Annotated in this window: 15 protein-coding genes; 9 read left to right on the forward strand and 6 right to left on the reverse strand. The window is 68.9% G+C overall.

What is annotated here, in order from left to right; translation table 11 throughout:
* Positions 1 to 213: 213 nt before the first annotated feature.
* Positions 214 to 744, reverse strand: a complete 531-nt coding sequence (locus ACWIBS_RS04995; protein ID WP_376126290.1) for a hypothetical protein — start codon at positions 742 to 744, stop codon at positions 214 to 216.
* Positions 745 to 849: 105 nt separating this feature from the next.
* On the opposite strand from ACWIBS_RS04995, the gene ACWIBS_RS05000 reads away from it, so the two are divergent.
* Positions 850 to 1,221 (forward strand): hypothetical protein, encoded by a 372-nt coding sequence (locus ACWIBS_RS05000; protein ID WP_376126293.1) that lies wholly within the window; start codon positions 850 to 852, stop codon positions 1,219 to 1,221.
* On the opposite strand, the gene ACWIBS_RS05005 is transcribed toward ACWIBS_RS05000, so the two are convergent.
* Positions 1,211 to 2,248: an FUSC family protein gene (locus ACWIBS_RS05005; protein ID WP_376126295.1), complete on the reverse strand. Its 1,038-nt coding sequence runs from the start codon at positions 2,246 to 2,248 to the stop codon at positions 1,211 to 1,213. The genes ACWIBS_RS05000 and ACWIBS_RS05005 overlap by 11 nt on opposite strands.
* A 55-nt stretch (positions 2,249 to 2,303) precedes the next feature.
* Between ACWIBS_RS05005 and ACWIBS_RS05010 the strand changes: the two genes are divergently transcribed.
* From ACWIBS_RS05010 to ACWIBS_RS05030, 5 genes are all read left to right on the forward strand, one after another.
* Positions 2,304 to 3,353 (forward strand): zinc-dependent alcohol dehydrogenase family protein, encoded by a 1,050-nt coding sequence (locus ACWIBS_RS05010; protein ID WP_376126297.1) that lies wholly within the window; start codon positions 2,304 to 2,306, stop codon positions 3,351 to 3,353.
* Positions 3,350 to 3,712, forward strand: coding sequence for a TraR/DksA family transcriptional regulator (locus ACWIBS_RS05015; protein WP_376126300.1), 363 nt, complete (start codon positions 3,350 to 3,352; stop codon positions 3,710 to 3,712). Before ACWIBS_RS05010 ends, ACWIBS_RS05015 begins: the two co-directional genes overlap by 4 nt.
* Positions 3,713 to 3,900: 188 nt before the next feature.
* On the forward strand, positions 3,901 to 5,349 hold the full coding sequence (gene rpsA / locus ACWIBS_RS05020) for a 30S ribosomal protein S1 (protein WP_376126303.1): 1,449 nt from the start codon (positions 3,901 to 3,903) through the stop codon (positions 5,347 to 5,349).
* A gap of 158 nt (positions 5,350 to 5,507) precedes the next feature.
* Complete coding sequence (locus ACWIBS_RS05025) at positions 5,508 to 7,181, forward strand: sensor histidine kinase (protein WP_376126305.1); 1,674 nt, start codon at positions 5,508 to 5,510, stop codon at positions 7,179 to 7,181.
* On the forward strand, positions 7,178 to 8,338 hold the full coding sequence (locus tag ACWIBS_RS05030) for a hypothetical protein (RefSeq protein WP_376126307.1): 1,161 nt from the start codon (positions 7,178 to 7,180) through the stop codon (positions 8,336 to 8,338). The genes ACWIBS_RS05025 and ACWIBS_RS05030 overlap by 4 nt, the downstream gene beginning before the upstream one ends.
* On the opposite strand, the gene ACWIBS_RS05035 is transcribed toward ACWIBS_RS05030, so the two are convergent.
* The 4 genes from ACWIBS_RS05035 to ACWIBS_RS05050 are packed head-to-tail and all read right to left on the reverse strand — an operon-like array spanning position 8,339 to position 10,972.
* Entirely contained in the window at positions 8,339 to 9,199 is an 861-nt protein-coding gene (locus tag ACWIBS_RS05035; protein WP_376126310.1) for a response regulator transcription factor, read from the reverse strand.
* A gap of 8 nt (positions 9,200 to 9,207) precedes the next feature.
* Positions 9,208 to 9,849: a hypothetical protein gene (locus ACWIBS_RS05040; protein ID WP_376126313.1), complete on the reverse strand. Its 642-nt coding sequence runs from the start codon at positions 9,847 to 9,849 to the stop codon at positions 9,208 to 9,210.
* On the reverse strand, positions 9,846 to 10,391 hold the full coding sequence (locus ACWIBS_RS05045) for a signal peptidase I (RefSeq protein WP_376126316.1): 546 nt from the start codon (positions 10,389 to 10,391) through the stop codon (positions 9,846 to 9,848). The genes ACWIBS_RS05040 and ACWIBS_RS05045 overlap by 4 nt, the downstream gene beginning before the upstream one ends.
* A gap of 41 nt (positions 10,392 to 10,432) precedes the next feature.
* Entirely contained in the window at positions 10,433 to 10,972 is a 540-nt protein-coding gene (locus tag ACWIBS_RS05050; protein WP_376126318.1) for a hypothetical protein, read from the reverse strand.
* Between the two features lie 219 nt (positions 10,973 to 11,191).
* Here ACWIBS_RS05050 and coaE point away from each other — a divergent pair, with 219 nt between their 5' ends.
* From coaE to ACWIBS_RS05065, 3 genes are all read left to right on the forward strand, one after another.
* The gene (gene coaE, locus ACWIBS_RS05055; RefSeq protein WP_376126321.1) at positions 11,192 to 11,812 is read left to right on the forward strand and encodes a dephospho-CoA kinase; all 621 of its coding nucleotides are present in this window, start codon (positions 11,192 to 11,194) and stop codon (positions 11,810 to 11,812) included.
* 62 nt (positions 11,813 to 11,874) lie between these two features.
* Complete coding sequence (uvrB, locus tag ACWIBS_RS05060) at positions 11,875 to 13,971, forward strand: excinuclease ABC subunit UvrB (RefSeq protein WP_376126324.1); 2,097 nt, start codon at positions 11,875 to 11,877, stop codon at positions 13,969 to 13,971.
* Positions 13,972 to 14,149: 178 nt separating this feature from the next.
* Entirely contained in the window at positions 14,150 to 16,417 is a 2,268-nt protein-coding gene (locus ACWIBS_RS05065; RefSeq protein WP_376126327.1) for a bifunctional metallophosphatase/5'-nucleotidase, read from the forward strand.
* Positions 16,418 to 16,640: the final 223 nt, after the last annotated feature.

The following is a 16,640-nucleotide window of genomic DNA, read 5'->3' on the forward strand; positions in this document are numbered from 1 at the left end:
CGGGGGCCGAAGGCCTCGTGGGTTCGGGCGCGGGCTGGCTGCCGCCGGGTGTCGAGGGTCCGGGGGAGCTACCCGGCCGAGTGGTGGATGCACCGATCTCGACGGACGTGCCGGAGTTCGAGGCGGAGCAAGAGCCCCAAGCCGACGCCATGCCACAGCCGTCGGGGATGGCGGCGGTGAGGAGTGTGCTTAGGACGGAGATTGTGACGAGGGCTATCCGCATGACGCGTCCTCCTTTGCGACGCTTGAGGAGATCCACAGTCCCGTCGCTGTGGCGTCACTCTGATGAAACGTAACGACGGCAGGCTGAAGGTCTGGGCGAGACCCCGGCACCACCGAGGTCTGCGACTGGTCCAGAAGATCGACGTCCGAAACATCCATGCAGAGCTCTACGATCACGACGCCTTCAGAGGCTGCGAACGAGACCGGATTGAACGCGTCATAGCGACTGATTCCGGAAACAGTCAGGCCGGCAGCGTGCATTTCAGAAAATGATCTGCGTTCGTTCGCATTCGCTTCCCCCGTCGTCCACGCGTACACCGCCTCGAAGGTCGCGGGGTCGCTCAGGTCCACCTGGTTCAACGCGTCGACGTATGCGCGGTAGGTCTCTTCGGCGGCGGCGAACGCTTCGGCTTCGCTCGAGAAGGCGGGCGGAGGTTCTGCGGGATGGGGAGACGTGGCGCAGCCGCCGAGAGCGAGCGCGAGGGCGCACACAGCGATGACGGGGCGAAGGCGGGTGAACACGCGACCACCGTAATTCGCACCGGCAGTGCCCGGGGGTACTTATCCACAGGGGTGATTCATGAGTTCACCCTGGCGCCGAGGTATCCGCACTGCCAGGCTGACGGCATGAGAATCACTCGCATCGCCGCCGCCTGCGTGATCGCCGTCTCGGCTCTCGCATTCACCGCGTGTTCGGGCTCGATCGGAGGAGACGTCATCGCACCCGTCACGAAGGGTGCGGGCGAGCTCGAGGGTACGACCGTCGACCTCGTCGTCGGGCAGGTGCTCAACATCGACACGGGCGATCTCGCCGTCGACAGCTACACCGCGACGATCGGCGACCCCGCCGTCGCCGAGTTCGTCGAAGGGCACGAAGATGCCACGGCGACGTTCAATCCGGGGATCACGGCGCTCGCCGAGGGCGAGACCGAGGTCACGCTGTCGAACTCCGACGGCGGCATCCAGGACGTCATCTTCACGGTGCACGTCACGCAGTAGGTTCAGCGGGCTCACTCAGCGTCTCGTGGATGCGCCGAAGATCCTCCAGCAGTGAGCCGATCAGCATCCAATGGGTGGAGCTCGGCATCCGCACGGTGAGCGGTGCCGTGAGCGCCGGTTCACGGTCGTCGGCGGGCAGGTGCGCCGGGTCTCCCGAGATGAGCTGCACGTCATGGGCGGCGCGCCGCAGCTGCTGCGCGATGTCGTGCACGACGGGTTCCTCGTGCACGGATGCGTCGTGGTGATCGGCGAAGGCGCGCGTCATGCCGATCGTCTGCGTCACGATCGGCGAGAAGCGGTCCAGTTGCCCCTGTGCGTCGGCGAGCTCGTCGCGGTGCCGCGTGCGGCGCGGATTGAGCGTGAGCGATTCGGAGGCGTCGGCGAGCGCGGCGGCCGCCTTGTCGCGCATGGGGCGCAGGAGGCGGGCGGTCAGGAGCACCTCTTCGACCTGCTCCGGCGACTGCGGCTGCTCGAGAGCCGTCGCGAGGCGATCGAGCGATGCGGCGAGCTCGCCGGCGAGCGATTCGACGGCGTCGCGGGCGGGCGTGACGGCGAGCGGAGGCACGAGCGCGAGGTTCACGACGATCCCGATGACCGCTCCGAGCAGTGTCTCGATGATCCGCTCGACGGCATACCCCGGACTTGTCCCACCGAGTGCCAGCACGAGCAGTGCGCTGATCGCCACCTGGTTGGCCGTGCCCGCCGTCATCCGCAGTCCCCACGCCAGAAGCAGCGCGACGACGGTCGCCAGGAGGATCACCCACGTCGAGCCGCCGAGCAGGATTCCCAGAGCCGACGCGACCGTGACGCCCGCGATCACGCCGATCGAGCGCTCCAGCGCCTTGGTGAGCGATTGGTTGACGCTCGGCTGCACGACGAGCAGCGCCGCGATCGCGGCGAAAACGGGCGGCGGGCCATCGACGAGCCAGCCCGCGACGAGCCACGCGGCGATCGTCGCGAGAGCGGACTTGGCCACCTGCAGGGCAGGCGCGCGTCGCGGGGCACGGAACGCTGCGGTCATACGCATGGCCCGAGCGTAGGCCGCGGCACCTCGGCGCGGAACCGGGCGTAGCATCGAGCCCATGCGCGCCACTGTCATCCACGCGGCCCGAGACGTCCGCGTCGAGGAGGTACCCGACCCCGAGCTCTCGACCGGACGCGACGCGATCGTGCGGGTCGTCGCCTCATGCGTGTGCGGCTCGGACCTGTGGCCCTATCGCGGCGTCACGGCGGTCGATGCGCCGCGGCGGATCGGTCACGAATTCGTCGGAGTGGTCGAGGCGGTCGGCGCCGAGGTCGAGCTCGTGCGTCCCGGAGACTTCGTCATCGCGCCCTTCTACGTGTGCGACGGCACGTGCCTCAACTGCCGCAACGGCGTGAGCACGTCGTGCCTGGAGGGTGACTGGTGGGGGCGCGACGACCGCTTCGGCGGGTTCGCCGACGGAGGCCAGGGGGAGCGCGTGCGCGTTCCGCTCGCCGACGGCACGCTCGCCGTCGTGCCCGGCCCCGTCTCGGACGACGAGATCCCGGGCCTCCTCGCCCTCAGCGACGTCATGGGAACGGGCCACCACGCCGCGGTCTCGGCGGGCGTCGCACCCGGCGACACGGTCGCCGTCGTGGGCGACGGCGCCGTGGGCCTGTGCGCCGTCATCGCGGCCAAGCGGCTCGGCGCCACGACGATCATCGCGATGTCGCGGCACCCGCGCCGGCAGGAGCTCGCCCGCGAGTTCGGCGCGACGCACATCGTCGAGGAGCGCGGCGACGAGGGCGTCTCGGCCGTGCGTGCGCTCACCGAGGGCATCGGTGCCGATCGCGTCCTCGAGTGCGTCGGCACGAAGGAGTCGATGGACCAGGCGCTGCGCGCCACGCGGCCCGGCGGCATGGTCGGGTTCGTGGGCGTGCCCAACGGCGGTCCCGAGCTGCCGATCACGCACCTGTTCAGCCGCAACGTCGGCGTCAACGGGGGAGTCGCACCGGTACGCGGGTACATCGAGGAGCTGCTGCCCGACGTGCGCTCGGGCCGCATCCAGCCGGGGCGCGTCTTCGACCTCGTGCTGCCGCTCGCCGATGCTGCCGAGGCCTACGCGGCGATGGACGAACGCCGCGCCGTCAAGGTGCTGCTTCAGCCGTGACGACGGATGCCGCGGGGCAGGTGCAGCAGGCGCTCGAGACGCTGCGCGCCGAGCTCGACGACCGCATCCGCCGTTTCGACGACACGCTCGTCGAGCTGCGCGCCGACCGCGGTGCCGAGACCGCCGACGACGAGCACGATCCCGAGGGTGCGACCCTCTCGGCGGAGTGGTCGCGGCTCGCGGGGCTGCGCGCGGATGCGGCGCGGGAACGGGACGAGGTCGATGCCGCGCTCGCGCGGACCGGAACGGAAGGCTTCGGGATCTGCGCGGACTGCGGCGCCCCGATCCCGCTCGCCCGTCTCGTCGCCCGGCCGACGGCGACGCGCTGCGTGCCGTGCGCGACGCGTGCCGGAGCCTGACCTCGCGGGCGTCGGCGGCATTCTGATACCCTGGAATGTCACTTCTGTGGTTCTACAGCCACGTCCCGGTACGGGGCTGGTGACATCGCACGACAACAATCCGCTTCGCTTCGGCTGCTGTTTCGTTCGCGTCCGCGCGTTCGAGGTGCCGAGCCCGAGACCCCAAACCCACAAGGACAACCCACTACATGACTAGCGCAACGACCGCCCCGGCCACCAAGCAGGTCGCAATCAACGACATCGGCTCTGCTGAGGACTTCCTGGCCGCGGTCGAACTGACCATCAAGTCCTTCAACGACGGCGACCTCATCGAAGGCACCGTCGTGAAGGTCGACCGCGACGAGGTCCTCCTCGACGTCGGCTTCAAGACCGAGGGTGTCATCCCCTCGCGCGAGCTCTCGATCAAGCACGACGTCGACCCCAACGAGGTCGTCAAGGTCGGCGACGAGGTCGAGGCCCTCGTTCTCCAGAAGGAGGACAAGGAAGGCCGCCTCATCCTGTCGAAGAAGCGCGCGCAGTACGAGCGCGCGTGGGGCGACGTCGAGAAGATCAAGGAAGACGACGGCGTGGTCACCGGCTCCGTCATCGAGGTCGTCAAGGGCGGCCTCATCGTCGACATCGGTCTGCGCGGGTTCCTCCCCGCTTCGCTCATCGAGCTGCGCCGCGTCCGCGACCTCACGCCGTACCTCGGTCAGGAGATCGAGGCGAAGATCCTCGAGCTCGACAAGAACCGCAACAACGTCGTGCTCTCGCGCCGCGCTCTGCTCGAGCAGACGCAGTCCGAGTCGCGCTCGAACTTCCTCAACAACCTCCACAAGGGTCAGGTCCGCAAGGGCACGGTCTCGTCGATCGTCAACTTCGGTGCGTTCGTCGACCTCGGTGGCGTCGACGGTCTCGTCCACGTCTCGGAGCTGTCGTGGAAGCACATCGAGCACGCGTCCGAGGTCGTCGAGGTCGGCCAGGAGGTCACCGTCGAGATCCTCGAGGTCGACCTGGACCGCGAGCGCGTGTCGCTCTCGCTCAAGGCGACGCAGGAAGACCCGTGGCAGGTCTTCGCCCGCACGCACGCGATCGGTCAGGTCGCTCCGGGCAAGGTCACCAAGCTCGTTCCGTTCGGTGCGTTCGTCCGCGTCGCCGACGGCATCGAGGGCCTCGTGCACATCTCGGAGCTCTCCGGCAAGCACGTCGAACTCGCCGAGCAGGTCGTGTCGGTCGGCGAAGAGGTCTTCGTCAAGATCATCGACATCGACCTCGAGCGTCGTCGCATCTCGCTCTCGCTCAAGCAGGCGAACGAGTCGGTCGACCCCTTCGGCACCGAGTTCGACCCGGCCCTCTACGGCATGGTCACCGAGTACGACGAGAACGGGGAGTACAAGTACCCCGAGGGCTTCGACTCCGAGACCAACCAGTGGAAGGAAGGCTTCGACGAGCAGCGCGAGAAGTGGGAGCAGGAGTACGCCGCTGCCCACGCCCGCTGGGAGGCGCACAAGGCCGCCGTCACGAAGGCAGCCGAGGCCGAGGCCAACGCCCCCGCCGACACGGGTTCGTCGTCGAGCTTCACCTCCGAGGCCGGCGGCGGAACGCTCGCCGACGACGAGGCGCTCGCCGCTCTCCGCGAGAAGCTCTCGGGTCGCTGATCCGACACAGCTGATCGGGGAGTATCCTCCTCGACACCGCCAAGAGGCCAGGACCTTCGGGTCCTGGCCTCTTCGGCGTTTCACGAGACGGATGCCGCACCCGCGGCATCCGGAGCGGCGAGCAGCGCCGAGCGCACCCCGCGCGGTAGCGTCGCACCATGTCCTGGCCGCCCGCACTCCGCCGCCGCGTCGGTCGTGCGCAGTTCGAGGACCGGACGCGGGCCCGAACGACGGTGCTCAACCAGCTCCTGCTGGGCGCCGTCGTGCTCATCGTCACGCTGATCGCCGTCATCGGCGACTTTCCCGGTGACACGCCGATCTTCTTCGCCGCGGTCCTCGTCGTGTTCGTCGGAGGCGGTGTGGCGATCGCGGTGCCGTGGAACAGCCTCCCGCAGTGGGTGAGTATCGTGCTGCCGCTCGCGGACGTCGCGGCCATCGCGTTCATGCGCGAATCCAGCCCGACGGCGGGGTTCGGGCTGCTGTGGATCTTTCCCGCGATGTGGCTCGCATCGGGGTTCGGCCTCGTGGGTCTGTTCGTGTCGATCCTCAGCATCTGCACCATCTACGGATTCCAGACGTTCTTGCCCGATCGGCCACTGACGTTCTCGGCGCTGCTGCTGCCAATGGCTGTCATCGCCCTGTCGACGACGAGCTACCTCACGGCGCGGCGCTCGCGCGTGCAGCGGATTCTCCTCGACAGCCAGACGCGCATCCTCGGCAAGGCTCTCGAGAACGCCCGTCAGCAGGAGCAGACCGTGACGAGCGTGCTGGATGCCGTCGACTTCGGCATCATCCGGGTGGGCGAAGACGGCCGCATCGCGGTGCGCAACGACGCGCACGGACGCCTGCAGCGCGTCAAGGACACCCGAGCCGAACAGGAGGCGACGACCCTCGTGCCCGCCTATTCGCGCGACGGGATCACGCTCCTGCCCGCCGACGAGCAGCCCCTCGCCCGGGCGATGCGCGGTGAGACGTTCGACGACGAGGTCGTCTGGTTCGGCGAGCCGGGTGAGCAGCGCCGTGCGCTCACCGTGACGGCGCGGCACCTCAGCGACGACGACGGGCAGGTGACGGGAACCGTCATCGTCTCGCGCGACATCACGACCGAGCTCATCGCCGTGCGTGCCCGTGAGGACCTCGTGGCGTCGGTGTCGCACGAACTGCGTACGCCCCTCACCGCGATCGTCGGCTACCTCGACCTCGTGCTCGACGAAGATCTGTCGCCGTCCGCGCGCCGCGGGCTCGAAGTCGCCGAGCGCAACGCGCACCGGCTGCTTTCGATCGTGTCCGACATCCTCGCGGCATCCAGCTCTGATCGCACGACGGTCGAACTCAGCATCCGCCCGCAGCAGACCGACATCGCCGCGATCGCGATCGCCGCGATCGAGCTGCAGGATCCGCGCGCCGCGGAGCGCGGCATCCGGATCGATTCCTCCGGGGTCGAGAGCGCCGTCGCCTTCGTCGACGCATCGCGGATCCGTCAAGTGCTCGACAACCTGCTCTCCAATGCCGTCAAGTACAACAAGGACGGCGGATCGATCGAGGTCGGCACCACGACCGATGACGTACACGCGTGGATCGTCGTGCGGGATTCGGGCCGGGGGATCTCGGATGCCGAGATGCCGCGGCTGTTCCATCGGTTCTTCCGCTCCGACGCCGTGCGCATGACGTCGACGCACGGCAGCGGGCTGGGATTGGCGATCAGCCGGGACATCGTCCGCTCCCACGGCGGCGAGATCACGGTGCGAAGCGAACTGGGGTCGGGAACGACGTTCGTGGTGCGACTGCCCTTGGGGGCGCATCGCCTGGAAGCACCGGAAGGAACCGTATGACCCTCGACCTCTTCTCCGTCTCGGTGATGACGACCGTCGTCGTCGTCGCGAGCAGCGTCGTGTTCATCCTGGGATCGATCCTGCGGCGCGACGATGGTGCGGGTCGCATGTGGGGTCTGGCGTTCCTCGCCGCCGTGCTGACATCGGTCAGCTATCTCGTCTGGTCGGCGGCGCCGGAGGCCTGGTGGGCGATCGCGATCGGAAACGGGGCCTTCGTGGCGATCCCGGGCTGCATCTGGCTCGGATGCCGCGCCTACAACACACGACGCATGCTCGTGGCGGGCCTCGTCGTGGCGGCCACCGCGGTTGTGGCCATCGGCGCAGTCGTCGTCGCGGGACCCGAGGGCGGAGGGTGGGCGGGGGCGCCGGTCATGTTCGTCGGCATCCTCATCTTCGCCGCCCTGGGCGCCGTCGAGAGTCTGCGTGGCGACATGGGTCGCAACCGCAACGCGTGGAGTCTCGTCGCGGTGCTCGGATTCCAGTCCGTGTTCTACCTCGTGCGCACGGTCGTGTTCCTCGTCGCCGGCCCGGAGAGCGACGTTTTCCGCACGTGGCTGGACACGATCCCCACGAGCTTCATCACCACCCTGACGACGATCGTCGCGGTCGTCGTGACCTCGGTGCTGCTGTCGGACCGCGCCGGATCGGTGGGTGTCGTCGCGTCGCGCGACCTCGCCCTCACCGACGACGACGTGCTGCCCGAGTTGTCCTTCGCGTACGTGCTGCTGGGGATGAGCGGTCGCGCGCGACGCCGCGGCGAACTCGTCGGCGTCATCTCGGTGCGCATCGACGATCTGCCGGCGATCTCGACGGCCTTCGGGACGGAGGCGGCCGCGAGCGTCGCCGACGCGTTCCGCACGGTCGTGCGGCGCTTCGCACCGACGAGCGCGTTCGTCGGCCAGGACGGACCGACGGGCCTCTTCGTGGGCATCCAGCCGGGGTCGCCCGCCGAAGCGCGCCGCACGGCGGAACGCATCCGCCGGGGGCTCTTCGACGAGCTGTCGGGAGTCGTGGGGGCGGTGATCCCGGTCGTGGGCGTGGGCGTGACCCTCAGCGACACGACGGGCTACGAGCCCGCAGCGCTCATGCGCGGAGCGCGGCGGGCGGCGACGGACGCCGCGCACGCCGCCGAGGCGGCCGTCGTCGTGACGTCGTGATCACCGCGTGAGCCGGTAGCCCACACCGCGCACGGTCTCGATCCAGCGCGGCCGTGTCGGCGTCTCGCCGAGCTTGCGGCGCACATTCGCCATGTGCACCTCGATCGCGCGCGCATCGGCGTCGCTGACGAAGCCGTTCGTGCTGTAGTGGTCACCACGCAGCATGAGGGCGAGGTCGGTCTTGCTGACGACACGGCCGCGCGCGGTGAGGAGGTCGACGACGATGTCGAACTCGCTGCGCGTCAGATCGAGGTTCTGCCCGTCGCGCGTCGCGAGGCGCATGTCCGGGTGCACGCGCAGTCCGCGGTGCTCGAGCCAGCCGTCATCCGGATCCCGGACCGTCGTCGACGACGATTGCGGGGGATCGGCAGGCGCGTCGCCCGCGGCGGTGTGCACGCGGGGGCGACGCAGCATCGCATCGATGCGCGCGCGCAGCTCACGGGGCCGGAAGGGCTTCGTGACGTAATCGTCGGCACCGGATTCGAGCCCCTGCAGCGCATCGATCTCTTCGCTGCGCGCCGTGAGCATCACGATGTATGTGCTGCTGATGGCGCGGATCCGCTTGGCCGTCTCGAACCCGTCGATGCCCGGCATGCTGACATCCAGCGTCGTCACGACGGGTTGCTTCGTCCGGACGAGCTCGATGCCATCGAGTCCGGATCCGGCCGCATGCACCGTGAAGCCCGCGGCTTCGAGGACATCGCTCAGGAGCTGCCGGATGTCGGCTTCGTCTTCGATCACGACGGCGACGCGGCTGTCCTGCACGTGCACACCCCCGGCATCCGACTCATCGAACTCGGTCGCCGAGTCGACAACCGTGATGATATCCCAGAAGAGGCGACGGAACGCTCTGCCGGGCACGTCTGGACTCACCGGCACGTGACCGATCCCGCCGGCGTCGATGCGCGGTTGTCGACCATCGGCAGGTAGAACTGACCCGACCCGCCCCATCCGAGCGGCGTGCTCGCCGTCAGCAGCGGCAGGTCCGCGCACGCCGACGACGGTGCGAGGTGACCGCCGGTCGTCGCGGCGTTCTCCCACCTCCAGGTGCCGGTGCCCGTGTCCGAGCGCATCCGGGCGGAGGCCAGATCGATCGTGACGACGACGTACCCGTTGCCCGCGTTGCTGGTGACGGTGACGTAGTAGTTGCGGTGATGGCCGGCGTCCGTGCCCCACTGGTCGAAGACGACCGAGGTGACGGCGCAGTGCCCGTTGTTCTTGACACTGCCGTCGGCGTTCATCGCGATGCAGCCGAGCGTCGCCGGGGCCTCCCACTGGCCCGCGCTCACGGTCGCGACCGCCCGTACCGGATCGGTCCACGCACTGAGCGTCGACTGCGCCGCCGCAGCGCCCGCCCCGACCCCCAGGATCAGAGCGAGCGCCGCGAGCAGCGACAGGATGCCGGAGCGCGCACGGCCACGCGCGCGAACAGACCGACCGGCCGACGTCCCCACGTCGGCCGGTGTCGCGGCCCCCACCGCGACGCGGTCCGCGGCGGTCGCACGGCTCATCGCGCGACCTCCGGCAGGAGTGCTCCCGAGTCCCCGGCTTTTCGGGTTCCGCGGGACTCGGGAGCGGGGATCAGCCACGTCAGCCCGAGGAGAGCGACGAGACCGATCAGCAGGGGCACCGCGACAGCGGGGGTGGAGATGCGCGCGATGACGGCGCCCGCGCCGGGCACCTGCATCTGCGGCATCCACACCGCGCCGGCCACGCGGTAGTCGAGGGCGTCCTCGAACTCGTTCGCGTCGCCCTTCATCGTGATGACACTGCCGTCCCCCTCGGCCGTGATCTCCACGATGCGGTGCGTCACGAGTGTGCTCGTGAGCTCGCTGGGCAAGCTCACGACGTCACCGACCCCCAGATCGGCGACGGGCTTCTTGGTGGCGATGAGCAGGTCGCCCGTCGTGATCTCGGGCTCCATGGAACCCGAGATCACGATGAGCGGCTTGATCATGCCGGCAGCGGTGGCCCCCCAGACCACACCGCTCGCCACTCCGACGACGGCGAGCGCCCACAGGGCGACCATCGTGACGCGACGCAGTGCCTGCATGATGATCTCCTGTCGGTCTCGTGTCGTTCGGAAGAGGTGCGTCAGGCCGCGGCTTCGCCCGCGACGGTGACGATGATCGTTCCGGTCTTGCCCTTGTTCTCGGGCTTCCAGTCCGCCGGTGCGGTGACCGTGAGCGTGAAGGTGCTCGTGTCGCGGATGGTTCCGGCCGGGGCGAGCGTCGTAGCCAGGCCGGAGACCTGCGCCGTCGGTTCGGTGAGGAACGTGGATCCGGCCCACTCGACGCTCGGCACCACGGCCGCGCTGACGTTGCCGAAGTTCTTGACGTGCAGCGTGACGGTGCGCGTCTGGCCGGGCAGGAGCTTCGCGAACGTCGTCGCCGGGACGACGAGTTCGACGGCGTCCTTCTTGTCGGACTGCTGCCAGGTGACTCCGTCGAGCGAGGCCTGGAGGTCGAACGTCGCGGCATCGGCGGGTGCGGCGGCGAAGACGTTGTCGGTCCAGGCGGCGCTGGTGAGCGCTGCGCCCACGCCGCCGACCGCGAGGGTGGCCAGGGCGAAGGCGACGATCGGGCGACGCTTGTTCTTGCGGCGGGTCTCGGGCTGGGTGACGGATGCGGACATGATGGCCTTTCGTGAGGTTCGGGAGTCGCGACCGGATCCTCCGTTGTGGGTTGACCCGCGGTTTCTGCGACATCTCGAAGCTATGGCCGCATCCTCAGCCCCGGCTTGTGCGCACCTCAGGGGGATCCAAGGATCGTCGTCCTGAGCCGAAACTGAGATTTCATGCGCGTGAATATTGTTCGACTCGGATCGGGGATGCCGTCATGGCATGCTCGTCACATGCCGCTCATCGCCCTCACCGGCGGGATCGCGTCGGGGAAGTCCACGATCGCCGCCCGTCTCGCCGATCACGGTGCCGTCGTGGTCGACGCCGACCAGATCGTCCGCGACGTGCAGAGCGCGGGCTCACCTGTGCTCGCGGCGCTCGCCGCCGAGTTCGGCGAAGACGTCATCCTGCCCGACGGCGCCCTCGACCGCGCGGCCCTCGCGGCGAAGGCCTTCGGCGACCCCGCGGCGGTCGCGCGGCTCAACGCCATCGTGCATCCCGCCGTGGGCGTCGAGTCGCAGCGGCGCTTCGCCGCGGCCTTCGCGATCGACCCCGATGCCGTCATCGTCTACGACGTGCCGCTCCTGGTCGAAGCCCGCGTCGAAGACCCGTGGCAGCTCATCGTCGTCGCGCACGCGCCGGCCGACGTGCGGCGAACGAGGCTCGTCGAGCTGCGGGGGATGGCCGAAGCAGACGCCGACGCGCGTCTCGCGTCGCAGGTGACCGACGCCGCGCGCCTCGCGGTCGCCGATGTCGTGGTCGACACGACGGGCACGATCGAGGACACGATGCGGCAGGTCGACGCGCTGTGGGACGCGCTCCCGCAGCACATCGCGCAACGCGCCGCGCGCTGACTTCTCGAGCGGGCTGAGGTCCGACGCGCCCCGATGTCGGAGCCCGCGCCTACGCTGGAAAGGTGCAGACGACACGTTCCGTGCGGCCCTTCGAGGTCATCAGCGACTATTCCCCATCCGGAGATCAGCCTCAGGCGATCGCCGAACTCGCGGCGCGCATCAACGCGGGCGAGACCGATGTCGTGCTCCTCGGTGCGACCGGAACCGGAAAGTCGGCGACGACGGCGTGGCTCGTCGAGGCGGTGCAGCGCCCGACCCTCGTGCTCGCGCACAACAAGACGCTCGCGGCGCAGCTCGCGAACGAGTTCCGCGAGCTCATGCCGAACAACGCCGTCGAGTACTTCGTGTCGTACTACGACTATTACCAGCCCGAGGCGTACGTCCCGCAGACGGACACCTTCATCGAGAAGGACTCGTCGATCAACGCCGAGGTCGAGCGACTGCGCCACTCGACGACGAACTCGCTGCTCAGCCGTCGCGATGTCGTCGTGGTGTCGACCGTGTCGTGCATCTATGGTCTCGGCTCGCCCGAAGAGTATCTGCGGGCGATGGTCGCCCTGCAGCTGGGCGAGAGGTACGACCGCGACGCGCTGATCCGCAAGTTCATCGCGATGCAGTACAACCGCAACGACGTCGACTTCTCGCGCGGAAACTTCCGCGTGCGCGGCGACACGATCGAGATCATTCCGGTGTACGAGGAGTACGCCGTGCGCATCGAGATGTTCGGCGATGAGATCGAGGGTCTGTTCATGTTGCATCCCCTCACGGGCGATGTCGTGCAGAAGCTCGATTCGGTGCCGATCTTCCCCGCGACGCACTACGCGGCGGGCACCGACACGGTGCATCGCGCGATCGGCACGATCGAGCACGAGCTCGAAGAGCGGCTGAAAGAGCTCGAGTCGCAGAACAAGCTGCTCGAGGCGCAGCGCCTGCGCATGCGCACGACGTTCGATCTCGAGATGCTGCAGCAGCTGGGCTTCTGCTCGGGTATCGAGAACTACTCCCGTCACCTCGACGGTCGCGGGCCGGGCGAGCCGCCGCACACGCTGCTGGACTTCTTTCCCGACGACTTCCTGATGGTCATCGACGAATCGCACGTGACGGTGCCCCAGATCGGCGCCATGTACGAGGGCGACGCGTCGCGCAAGCGCACTCTCGTCGAGCACGGCTTCCGCCTGCCCAGCGCGATGGACAACCGACCGCTGCGCTGGGACGAGTTCAAGAACCGCGTGGGCCAGACCGTCTATCTCTCCGCGACCCCCGGGCGCTACGAGATGGGCATCGCCGACGGCGTCGTCGAGCAGATCATCCGCCCCACGGGTCTCGTCGACCCCCAGATCATCGTGAAGCCGTCGAAGGGCCAGATCGACGACCTCCTCGAGGAGATCCGGCTGCGTGCCGAACGTGACGAGCGCGTGCTCGTGACGACCCTCACGAAGAAGATGGCCGAAGAGCTCACCGACTTCCTCGGTGAGCACGGCGTGCGCGTGCGCTACCTGCACTCCGACGTCGACACGCTGCGCCGGGTCGAGCTGCTGAGCGAGCTGCGCGCGGGCGTCTACGACGTGCTCGTCGGCATCAACCTGCTGCGCGAGGGTCTCGACCTGCCCGAAGTATCGCTCGTGGCGATCCTCGACGCCGACAAAGAGGGGTTCCTGCGCAGCGGCACGTCGCTCATCCAGACGATCGGCCGTGCGGCGCGCAACGTCTCGGGCGAAGTGCACATGTACGCCGACCGGGTGACCGACTCCATGCGCAACGCGATCGAAGAGACCGATCGGCGTCGCGACAAGCAGCTCGCCTACAACAAAGAGCACGGAATCGATCCGCAGCCGCTGCGCAAGCGCATCGCCGACATCACCGACGCGCTCGCCCGCGAGGCATCCGACACCGATCGAATGCTGTCGCGCCGGGATTCGTCGCGCCTCGCGTCGGGCAAGGGCAAAGCGCCGACGCCGCGGTCGCTGAGTTCGAAGGGCGCGCGCGAGGGGATCGCGGCCGAGGGCGCCGAGCAGCTCGAGGCGACGATCGCCGACCTCAGCTCGCAGATGCTCGTCGCGGCCGAAGAGCTCAAGTTCGAGCTCGCGGCGCGCCTGCGCGACGAAGTGCAGGATCTCAAGCGCGACCTGCGCGCCATGGAGCGCGCGGGGCACGCCTGACCGCTCGGATGCACGCATCGCACAGAACCGCCGCCGTTTGCACGGCACCGGTGTGTGAGCACCCTCTCATTTCTCTGTTGCGCGGCGGCGCGGAGTCCTAGGCTCGGCATCGGCGCGTCACGTCGTGGTGATCACGCGCGGACGTGTCTGCCCGATTCCATTCAGAGGAAGCAGTCACATGCGAAACAGGTCACAACCCGGCCGCGCCGCGTCACGTCGACGCCTCGCCGTCGGAGCGGCGCTCACCGCCGCGGTACTCGGAGCAGGAGCCTTCGTCGCCGTTCCGGCCCAGGCCGCCGACCCCGTCACGGTCAATCTCGTGACGATGAACGACTTCCACGGGCGCATCGCGGCATCCGCGCCCGCCGGCGGCGCCGCCGCGCTCGCGACGGCGGTCACGTCGTTTCGCGAGGCGAACGACAACACGATCTTCGCGGCGGCCGGCGACCTCATCGGCGCATCGACGTTCGAGTCGTTCATCCAGCAGGATCTGCCGACGATCCAGGCGCTCAACGCGGCGGGCCTGGATGTCAGCGCGGCCGGCAACCACGAGTTCGACGGCGGCTGGGCCGACTTGCGCGACCGTGTGCAGAGTGCGGCGGATTGGGAGTACATCAGCGCGAACGTCTGGGACACCGAGACCGACGACCTCGCGCTCGCGCCGTACTGGGTGCGCGCGGTCGACGGGGTGTCGGTCGGCTTCATCGGAGCCGTGACCGAAGACCTGCCGTCGCTGGTCAATCCCGCGGGCATCGCGACGCTCGACGTGCTGCCGATCGTGTCGAGCGTCAACGCCGTCGCCGACGACCTCAGCGACGGTGACCCGTCGAACGGCGAGGCCGACGTCATCGTGCTGCTCGTGCACGAAGGGGCCGAGGACACGTCGTACGAGACGGCGACAGACCCGACGACGAATTTCGGCGCGATCGTCAACGGCGTGAACTCCGAGGTCAACGCGATCGTCTCCGGACACACTCACCTGGCGTACTCGCATCAGGTGCCTTACGCGGGCGACGCGGGGCTTCGTCCCGTCATCTCGTCGGGACAGTACGGCGAGAAGTTCAGCAACATGGTGATCACGATCGACCCCGACAGCAAGACGGTGCAGTCGATGGACAACACCGTATATTCCATGTACCTCGAGGGCGGCGTCGCCGCCTACGCGCCCGACCCGACCGTCCAGGCCATCGTCGATCAGGCGGTCATCGACGCGGGTCCGCTCGGAGCGGCGCCGCTCGGCACGCTGTCGGCGGACATCAACCGCGCCAAGCTCGCCAACGGCACGACCGAGAACCGGGGCGCTGAATCGACGCTCGGCAACTTCGTCGCCGACGCGCAGCTGTGGGCCGTGCAGCGCACGGACCCGACCGCGCAGATCGCGTTCATGAATCCCGGGGGTCTGCGCACCGACATGACGTATGCGCCGGACGGTGTGCTCACATACCGCGAGGCCGCGAGCGTCCAGCCCTTCGCCAACACGCTCGTCGCGCTCACGCTGACGGGCGCGCAGCTCACGACACTGCTCGAACAGCAGTGGCAGCCGGCGGGAGCGACTCGACCGTTCCTCAAGCTCGGCGTCTCGAAGGGACTCACCTACACGTTCGACTCGACGGCAGCGGCCGGCAGCCGCGTGGCGAACGCCCAGTTCGACGGCGCGCCGATCGATCCGGCGGGGGAGTACCGCGTCGTGGCGAACTCGTTCCTCGCCGCAGGTGGGGACAACTTCGCCGCGTTCACGCAGGGAACGGCGAAGGCCGACACGGGACAGGCCGACCTCGCGGCGATGGTCGACTACATGGCCTTCGTCGGCACGGCGTCGCCCGACTACGCGCAGCGTTCGATCGGGCTCGTGCTGTCGGCACCGCCGGCAGGCGGGTACACCGCCGGCTCGACGATCGACATCTCGCTCTCGTCGCTCGACTTCTCGACCACCGAGCCGAAGGCCGACACGGTGTCGGTGGCGATCGACGGCACGGTCGTCGGCACGGCGCCCGTGGATTCCACGGTGGGCAACGAGGTGCTCGATGTCACGGGAACCGCGAACCTGTCGGTCACGGTGCCGACCGGGGTGAGCGGCGCCGTAGCGCTGACGATCACGACGCTGGCAGGAACGGCGATCGAGGTGCCGATCACGATCGCCGAGCCGGTCGCCAAGAGCGCGACGATCACACTCGGCGTGCCGAGCAAGATCCTCGCCAAGCACGGCACGAAGATCCAGTACAACGTCGCCGTCATCGCCGCGAAAGGCACCCCGACGGGCGAGGTCGCGATCTTCGACGGCAACCGTCGCATCGCGACGGCGACCCTCACGGCGAAGGACCGCGGCGTCGTCTCGGTGACGCTGCCGACGCTGAGCCGCGGTCTGCACCTGCTCTCGGCGACGTACGCCGGCAGCGACGCGCACGACGGATCGAAGAGCTTCCGCTTCCCCGTCCTCGTGTGGTGATCAGCGGCGGCTGAACGAACGGATGCCGCGGGTCGGACCCGCGGCATCCGCTCGTCGTCCGCGCAGATTCGCGCGAGGCGAACACGCTTTCGATCCCGTGTCCGAGGCCGCACCTAAACTTGTCGGGTGCCCATCGTCCCCGTCACCACGCCTGATCACACGCCCGGAGGCTCCGGTCAGAGCCACGCCGTCACGCGCCCGTTCCCCGCATCCGGGCACGGGA

Source organism: Microbacterium sp. NPDC055442, from assembly GCF_053644215.1.

What these genes read in the sequence shown, in the direction of transcription:
- ACWIBS_RS05000 (WP_376126293.1), top strand. Translation starts at nt 850, where the DNA reads ATGAGAATCACTCGCATCGCCGCCGCCTGCGTGATCGCCGTCTCGGCT.
- ACWIBS_RS05005 (WP_376126295.1), bottom strand. Translation starts at nt 2,248, where the DNA reads ATGCGTATGACCGCAGCGTTCCGTGCCCCGCGACGCGCGCCTGCCCTG.
- ACWIBS_RS05010 (WP_376126297.1), top strand. Translation starts at nt 2,304, where the DNA reads ATGCGCGCCACTGTCATCCACGCGGCCCGAGACGTCCGCGTCGAGGAG.
- rpsA (WP_376126303.1), top strand. Translation starts at nt 3,901, where the DNA reads ATGACTAGCGCAACGACCGCCCCGGCCACCAAGCAGGTCGCAATCAAC.
- ACWIBS_RS05025 (WP_376126305.1), top strand. Translation starts at nt 5,508, where the DNA reads ATGTCCTGGCCGCCCGCACTCCGCCGCCGCGTCGGTCGTGCGCAGTTC.
- ACWIBS_RS05030 (WP_376126307.1), top strand. Translation starts at nt 7,178, where the DNA reads ATGACCCTCGACCTCTTCTCCGTCTCGGTGATGACGACCGTCGTCGTC.
- ACWIBS_RS05040 (WP_376126313.1), bottom strand. Translation starts at nt 9,849, where the DNA reads ATGAGCCGTGCGACCGCCGCGGACCGCGTCGCGGTGGGGGCCGCGACA.
- ACWIBS_RS05045 (WP_376126316.1), bottom strand. Translation starts at nt 10,391, where the DNA reads ATGCAGGCACTGCGTCGCGTCACGATGGTCGCCCTGTGGGCGCTCGCC.
- ACWIBS_RS05050 (WP_376126318.1), bottom strand. Translation starts at nt 10,972, where the DNA reads ATGTCCGCATCCGTCACCCAGCCCGAGACCCGCCGCAAGAACAAGCGT.
- coaE (WP_376126321.1), top strand. Translation starts at nt 11,192, where the DNA reads ATGCCGCTCATCGCCCTCACCGGCGGGATCGCGTCGGGGAAGTCCACG.
- ACWIBS_RS05065 (WP_376126327.1), top strand. Translation starts at nt 14,150, where the DNA reads ATGCGAAACAGGTCACAACCCGGCCGCGCCGCGTCACGTCGACGCCTC.